Annotated in this window: 5 protein-coding genes; all 5 read left to right on the top strand. The window is 40.7% G+C overall.

All coding sequences use genetic code 11. The features are described from left to right. A partial coding sequence (locus tag AC1DDX_RS03030) for a hypothetical protein (protein ID WP_477621770.1) occupies positions 1 to 1,191 on the top strand: 1,191 nt, incomplete at its 5' end. A gap of 59 nt (positions 1,192 to 1,250) precedes the next feature. Beyond that, complete coding sequence (locus AC1DDX_RS03025; RefSeq protein WP_337716428.1) at positions 1,251 to 1,805, top strand: RNA polymerase sigma factor; 555 nt, start codon at positions 1,251 to 1,253, stop codon at positions 1,803 to 1,805. Positions 1,806 to 1,910: 105 nt separating this feature from the next. After that, the gene (locus tag AC1DDX_RS03020) at positions 1,911 to 2,903 is read left to right on the top strand and encodes a FecR family protein (RefSeq protein ID WP_337716426.1); all 993 of its coding nucleotides are present in this window, start codon (positions 1,911 to 1,913) and stop codon (positions 2,901 to 2,903) included. 59 nt (positions 2,904 to 2,962) lie between these two features. Next, the gene (locus AC1DDX_RS03015) at positions 2,963 to 6,253 is read left to right on the top strand and encodes a SusC/RagA family TonB-linked outer membrane protein (RefSeq protein WP_337716425.1); all 3,291 of its coding nucleotides are present in this window, start codon (positions 2,963 to 2,965) and stop codon (positions 6,251 to 6,253) included. Positions 6,254 to 6,270: 17 nt separating this feature from the next. Continuing rightward, positions 6,271 to 8,019, top strand: a complete 1,749-nt coding sequence (locus AC1DDX_RS03010) for a RagB/SusD family nutrient uptake outer membrane protein (protein WP_337716423.1) — start codon at positions 6,271 to 6,273, stop codon at positions 8,017 to 8,019. The last annotated feature ends 7 nt before the right edge of the window (positions 8,020 to 8,026 follow it).

Raw genomic sequence — 8,026 nt, 5'->3', positions numbered from 1 at the left:
GGCATACATACAGCAGCAACTACTTCTCCTCAAAAAACTGACTATAAGTTTAAAGGCAAGATCTCAAGAAAAGTATTGGAAAATTATTTAGATCGTTCAATAACTATGCAAAGGATGCTTACCGGAGAAGGCAATTTTGACGATAACTTAAGGATGATTAAAAACATAGGTGCTAAGTTCATCGGTCGCGCAGTTTGCCAGTGGGGAGGCGAAGCTGATCTTTTAAAGAACTTTGAGCAGGAAAAACAGCTGGCAGCTAGAGTACATCAGGTAGATCCGGATATCATTTTACAAGCTTGTATCTTTGAAATCGTTACCCCTGAAATTGAAAAAGTTCCTGTACCGGAATGGGCATTTAAAGCACTCAGCCTTCCGGTTGAAAAACGAAACTTCCGCTATTCAGATATACTTTATGCGGACGGAAGAATGAATAAACATTGGGGAAATTCGGGCGTGCCCGACATCAGCAGATCTGAAACAAAACTACTCTTCTATTTTCTTGCCGCTTCATATATTGATGCAGGCATAGAAGGTATACACTTTGGCCAGGTTGAGTTAATGAATAAAAATGATAAGAACCTTGATCATTATGCGCAGGTATTAGATCTTATCAGAGGTTATGCAGCTAAGCATGCCAGAAGAAAGATGCTGATATGCGACTCACATGTTCCAAGTGGTGGCTTTGTACGCGAAGGCAAATTGCTTATGGACTTTCATTCTTTCCCTTTAAGGATTCTGGAAACACCTGAAAAACCGGAAGAAGCAATTCTTAAAGTTGGGCATTCTGACGCTCTTTTTAACCGCAGCAAAGGCGGAATAACTCCAAGTGGCTGGACATGCGAACACCTACCCTACTTGGCAGAGCTGGATAACTTTGGTGCAAGTAAGTCGCCGGGCAAACCTGTTGGAGATATTTACGTTTGGGGGTACGATGAGATCAGCTGGTTTGCAAAGCAAAGTGATCAATACCGTCGAGATTGGCTACACCATGCCTATAATTGGCTTGCAAAGGCTGATCCTAATGGATTTCTTGAAATGCCAGGGAGCAGACAAACTACAAAACTTACCAATAAGAAATGGTATGATGCCAATAACCGCAGTGCCGCCGTGCCTAATGGACATGGCGATGAAGATACAATCAGAGATATTTGGGCCAAAGGCAGAACCAGCGCAGACTTAACAAAAAATTAATCTGTTTATATATTTTCTGCAACACTATTTGTTTCTTTTTGCAGATCAAAATGATGTAGATGTACCCGAAAGATGATCATGCTCTCCTTATTGATCTAATAGCCGGTAGTGATAAAGCTTTTTCGAACGTTTATTCCACTTACCATCGTCAAGCTTATACTTATTTATTCAAGCGTACCGGATCTGTAACATTCGCTGAAGAGCTGGCTCAGTTGAGCTTTATTAAACTTTGGAAAAATGCATCTGCATTAAACCCAAATATAGCCCTAAATGTACAGCTATTCAGAATTTGCAGAACAGTAATGATTGATGAAATAAGACGGTTAGCCGTACGCAAAAGCACAGAAATGGGTTACCTTGATGTTGTTGGAGAACCTTCTGCAATCAATGATGCCCTGGTAAAACAGCTTAATGACGACATCCATTCTGCAATTTCGGCATTACCTCCGGCAAGGAAAAAGGTCTTCCAGCTAAGCCGGATCGAAGGGTATTCCCATAAAGAAATTGCACAAATGATGTCTATCTCTACCAGCACCGTAGAAGACCATATCGGAAAAGCCCTAAAGCTCCTTAGGAGAAAATTAAGAGACAATGTTTTCTTTTTTTTCCTGTAACACGCTTCGACCCTCATGTTACCAAAATATTAATAACATTAAATTTATGTAAAGAGCAGAGGCAAAGCATTTTGGCTGCGTATTAGTATTATAAATGCGATCAAAATGGACAAGCAACTGCTTCAAAAATTCCTCAATCAACAATGCAGCCCCTCTGAGGCAGAATATGTACACAATTGTCTTAAGAATGATCCGGGCTTATTAGAACGTTTGCTGCCGGAAGAAGAATGGATAGAAGCCGGGCGTGTTAAAATACTATGGTGGCAGCAATTCAATTGGACAGCCGTTGCTGCCGTACTGGCTTACGCTGTTCTAACAATACTTACAGTGAAATACCTTGTTCCAGAAGGAAATAAACAACAACTATCTTATCAACAACCCGCGTCTCAAAATAAGCAGATTACAATACACAATTCCGATTCAACGGCACAGGTAATCAATTTAAAAGATGGCTCCGTTGTTAAATTGAGTCCGAACAGCACCCTTCAATACCAACAACCATTCCCCCCAAGCCAACGAAATCTAATGCTGCAAGGCGAGGCCACGTTTGATGTAGCCCATGATAGCACCCGTCCATTTACAGTTACAGGAGAAGGCATCAATACCACAGCCCTAGGAACCTCCTTCCGTGTAAGAGCCTTTAAAGGAACTAACGTAGAGGTGCGACTCTTTAAAGGAAAAATAATGATAGAAAGAGCAACCGGGGCATCAAAAGAACCATTCAACCAGGTTATACTTTATCCTGGCCAGCAGTTTCGCTACGCTGCCGGAAAAGTAAAAATTACTCAGTTTGAGCAAGGCTTAAGACAACAAATGCAAATAAAAAAACCAAAACCATCTGCAATTGAAAACACAGCTCCTATGGTTGGTGGGGTACTCGAATTTGATAAAACACCATTAGCGCAAGTTTGCTCAGAACTTTCAGAGCGCTATAACCGACCAATAAATTGCAATAAAGTTCAAAAGCCAATCCTTTTAACCGGGCAATTCAATGGAACAGACAAGCTGAAAGAAATACTGAATAAAATCGCATTGCTAAACAACCTGACTATAACTGAGCTTCCTGATAGCTCTTATCAAATTACAGAAGAAAAATAAGAAATCATCATTTAATAAAAACCATAATAAATCACAATCTACTTTAAACAACCAAAATCATGCAGTTAAAAATTACTCTTTTTTTAAAACGCTTTAGCAGAAGGCTCCTATTACTTCTGCTAGGGCTCAGCATCACCTCTCTGGGTCTTGCCCAGGTAAATACGGGGGGCAAGGTAACCGGTTCAATTAACGACGAAAAGGGCCTCCCACTTGTTGGTGTTTCTGTTATGGCTGTTAACGAGTCTACTCAGCTAAAAAAAACCACATCCAGCGATAGTAAAGGTTTATTCACCTTTACCGATCTGCCTGCTGGTAAAGGATATTCATTTATAATCAGTTACGTTGGCTTTCGCACGCAAAACTTAAAGAATTATGAAATTAAAGCCGGCGAGCAAATTTCATTAATTGTGAGAATGCTGGAAGATCAGAGCGACCTGAATGAGGTTGTAGTAGTTGGTTATGGCACGCAGAAAAAAGTGAACCTGACAGGTGCCGTAGCCACTGTAAACACCAAAACGCTTGAAGATCGTCCGATAGCCAACATAACCCAGGGCTTACAAGGAGCCGTTCCCAATTTAAATATCTCCTTTGGAGACGGCAGACCAGGATCAGATGGAAAGATTAATGTACGTGGTTTTACCTCTATTAACAGTGGTGGTAGCGGCGGTAGTCCACTCGTATTGGTTGATGGTGTTCCCGGTTCAATAAACAACCTGAACCCTAAAGACGTAGCGAGCATCTCCGTACTAAAAGATGCCTCGTCAGCCGCTATATATGGTGCCCGTGCCGCTTTCGGTGTAGTTCTGGTAACCACTAAAAACGGGAAGAAAGGCAGAACTACAATCAGTTACAGCAATAATTTTGGTTTTACAGCCCCAACAACAAGTACCGATTTTATGACCGATGCTTATGATGCTGCAAAAATGAACGATGAGGCCTTTATCCGTGCAGTAGGAAATTCATATACAGGTTATACGGACGAGGATTACGCATACCTGTTAAGACGCAGAACCGACAAAAGCCTTCCTGATTACATTATTGACAACAGAAAAGGTAAAGACCAGTATGTTTATTATGGCGATACTGATTGGTGGCATACCATATTCCGTGATAGGCAGACTAGTATGGATCATACCCTATCTGTGTCTGGCGGAAGTGAAAATACTGATTTTCTGTTTTCCGGACGTATGTATCAGAAAAACGGAATGATGCAAATAAATCAGGACAAGTACAAATCCTATAACCTACGTGCTAAAGTAAATACCAAAGTAAACAAATGGTTAACCGTTGGTAATAACTTACAGTTCAACGCTTCTAACTACGATTATCCAGGATGGGGTGTAAATGCCAATTTTGTTTCAGTATCCGTACACGCATTACCATCCTATTTGCCAATGAATCCAGACGGCACAGCAACCTATCGTACAGAACTGAACAACTACACTATTGGCGATGGTCTTTTTGCAGATTTGCTGCATGGCAAATCTAAAGGGAACGAAAAAGAATATGAGTTCATCAACCTATTTAACGTAAATGCTCATTTAGCCGAAGGACTGGAACTAAAAGGTAACTACACCTATACCTTTAAGCCATCGAGCAACTGGGCACGCAGAGCACAGGCACCATGGTCAATATATCCCGGAGTGATCAGTCAGTTTGGGTTTGATCAGTATTATGAAACCAATTACACAAGGCAATCACATGTCGTAAATATATTCGGAGATTATACCAAAACATTAGGCAAACACACCTTCAAAGCATTACTAGGTTATAATCAGGAATTAAATACTTACAAAAGAGTGTTTGCACAAAGAAACGACCTAATATCACAAGACCTAAATGATCTCGATCTTGGATCAGGTGATGTTCTTGCTAATGGAAATGCCAATGAATATGCATTGCTAGGAGGATTCTTTAGGGTAAATTATGATTACGAAGGCCGATATCTTTTAGAAATAAATGGACGTTATGATGGCACCTCTAAATTTCCTCCGGGAAGTCGCTTTGGATTTTTCCCTTCCATTTCAGCAGGATGGCGTATCAGTCAGGAGAAATTCTTTCCCTTAAAAGGAATTGTTGACGAGCTTAAATTCAGAGGATCCTATGGTTCGCTCGGCAATCAGCAAGAAGCAGCAGAATATGGCTATATCCCACTACTATCCCGTGGAACTATAGACTATATAACTGATGGAAAAAAGACTGAATATTTATCCTCTCCAACTCCTATTTCTCCTAACCTAACATGGGAAAGAGCAACTTCTGCAAACTTTGGAGTAGATGCAGGATTTCTGGATAATCGTTTAACTGCTACATTTGATTACTATGTTCGAAATACTTTCGACATGTTAACAGCCGGAAAAACTGTATCCTCGGTTTTCGGTGCTGCTTCACCAAAACAAAATGCAGCAGATTTGCAAAGCAAGGGCTGGGAACTTGCCCTAAACTGGACACAGAACGGCTCATTGGCCGGAAAACCATTTAACTGGAATGTTGGCTTTGGCATATCAGATTACACTGCCGAGATCACCCGATTTGATAATCCAAACAACCTGCTGAGCAACTACTATGTGGGGCAACAAATAGGCGAGATTTGGGGTTATCGTGTAGGCGGTTTCTTCCAAACAGATGCAGAAGCCCAGGCTTATAAAGTAAATCAGGACTATGTTAATCAACAACGCTTAAAAGCACCTGGAAACTGGGCTAAACTATCTGCCGGTGATATAAAATTTCTCGACATCAACGGCGATGGAGTGGTAAATAATGGAAAAAACACACTAACAGATCATGGAGATATGGAGGTGATAGGGAACTCTCTGCCTCGTTATTCTTATGGTATCAACGCAGGATTCAACTGGGGTAACTTTGACCTTTCGGTGATGTTCCAGGGAATAGGAAAACAACAGTGGTATCCTGGAAACAATGCCGATAAATTCTGGGGTCCCTTCTCTCGTCCATATTACTCTTTCGTAGATAAAGACTTCCTAAGTGACGTATGGACTCCCCAAAACCCAAATGCTTATTTCCCAAAACTGCGGGGTTACGAGGCATTAAATGACAGAGGAGAGTTAAATGTTAAAAACGATAAGTATTTACAGGATCTGGCATACATCAGATTAAAAAATCTAACTATAGGATTTAGCATGCCCGAAACCCTATTGAAAAAGATAAAGTTGTCAAAAGTAAGGGTGTATTTAAGTGGAGAGAACCTGTTTACTTTCACCAAACTGCGCTCGAACTATATCGACCCAGAGCAAGCAGCCGGCGATTATAACAATTCTACTGCAGATCCAAACGCAAGGGTATATCCTTTCAGTAAACTTTACTCTTTCGGTTTAGATGTATCCTTTTAACTATTAACTATACTAAGATGAAAAATATAAAAATATCAATAATTGCCCTTTGCATCCTTTTTACGGCATGTAAAAAGGACTTCCTTGACAGGCAACCTTTGGCTCAAATTTCACCTGATGCTTTTTTCAGAACAGAAAGCGATCTAAAACTTTATACCAATTCCTTCTATACTGTTATTCCCTCTGCCGAAGGCATCTATAACGAGGCTGTAGATAACGTGGTAAAGTCCGATCTTGGAGAGCTGATTACAGGAAACCGTACAGTACCTATTTCCGGAGGTGGCTGGACATGGACTGAACTGAGAAAGATCAATTACTTTCTGGAAAATTACGACAACATTATGCCTGCAGAAGCCGGTAAAAAGTATGCAGCAGTAGCAAGGTTTTTCAGGGCATACTTTTACTTCGACAAAGTTTCCAGATTTGGTGATGTACCATGGTACTCAAAAACCATTGCGTTTGAGGACGAAGAGGCCTTATCAAAAGCACGCACACCAAGGGCTCAGGTAATGGATTCTGTACTTGCGGATCTTGATTTTGCCATTGCTAATGCTGATGAGGGCAAGAATGTAGAACGGGTAACTAAATGGACTGCGCTGGCACTAAAATCCAGAATATGTCTTTTTGAAGGTACATTCAGAAAATATCATTCTGAATTTTCGCTACCAGATGCCGATCGTTTCCTGCGCGAAGCCGTTTCAGCTTCAGATCAATTAATGACCACAGGTCCGTATAGCATATATAAATCAACCCCAGAAAAGTCTTACTTCGATCTCTTTGCCTCGAAAGCTGCAATAGATCAGGAAGTTATTTTAACCAGACGTTTTAGTAACGGATTGCAAGTTTGGCATAACTTAAATTATTATACCATTACGGCATCGTATGGCAGGCCGGGTTTAAACAAAAGTCTGGTAAACACCTACCTCATGAAAGACGGCAGCAGGTTTACCGACAAACCGGAATTTAATAAGATCCAATTTTACGAAGAAGTACAAAACCGTGATCCACGCTTAGCACAAACCATCCGTACGCCTGGCTACACGCGTATAGGAAATACCAAAATTTTAGTACCCGAGTTTAATGCCTCAACTACTGGTTACCAGGTTATAAAATACGTAACAAGCGAAGCAAATGACTCATTCAATAAATCTGATAACGATATGCCTATTTTTAGAATGGCAGAGGTATTGCTAAATTTCGCTGAAGCAAAAGCTGAACTGGGAGAAGCAACACAACCAGATATTGACAAATCAGTTAAACTATTACGCGATAGAGTTGCAATGCCCAATTTAAATATTGTTGCTGCAAATGCTAACCCCGATGCTTATCTTGCTGCACAGTATCGAAATGTAAATGGAGGAAACAAAGGTTTGATTTTAGAAGTTAGACGTGAGCGCAGAATTGAACTGGTAATGGAAAGCCTGCGTTGGAATGATCTGATGAGATGGAAAGAAGGACACCTGAATGCAGAACCGTATAAAGGCATGTATTTCCCGGGGCTTGGTAAATATGATCTGGATAAAAACGGGACAACTGATGTGGAAATTTATACTGGCAACAAACCCACAGGACCAGGAGTACAGTTTTTGAAACTAGGAAGTGAGATCATCCTTGAGAACAACACTAGCGGTGGCAACGTATTGGTTAATCCGGGCACACCAAAAACGTTCCGTGAAGACAGAGACTATCTATTTCCAATTCCAATACAAGAGCTTCAGTTGAATGGGAACCTGGTACAAAATCCTAATTGGGAAGGCAAAAATTAATTTATAA

The organism is Pedobacter sp. 10L46_2, from assembly GCF_056395165.1.
The sequence above is the reverse complement of the archived record's forward strand: the minus strand, read 5'-3'. Positions and strand labels throughout refer to the sequence as shown.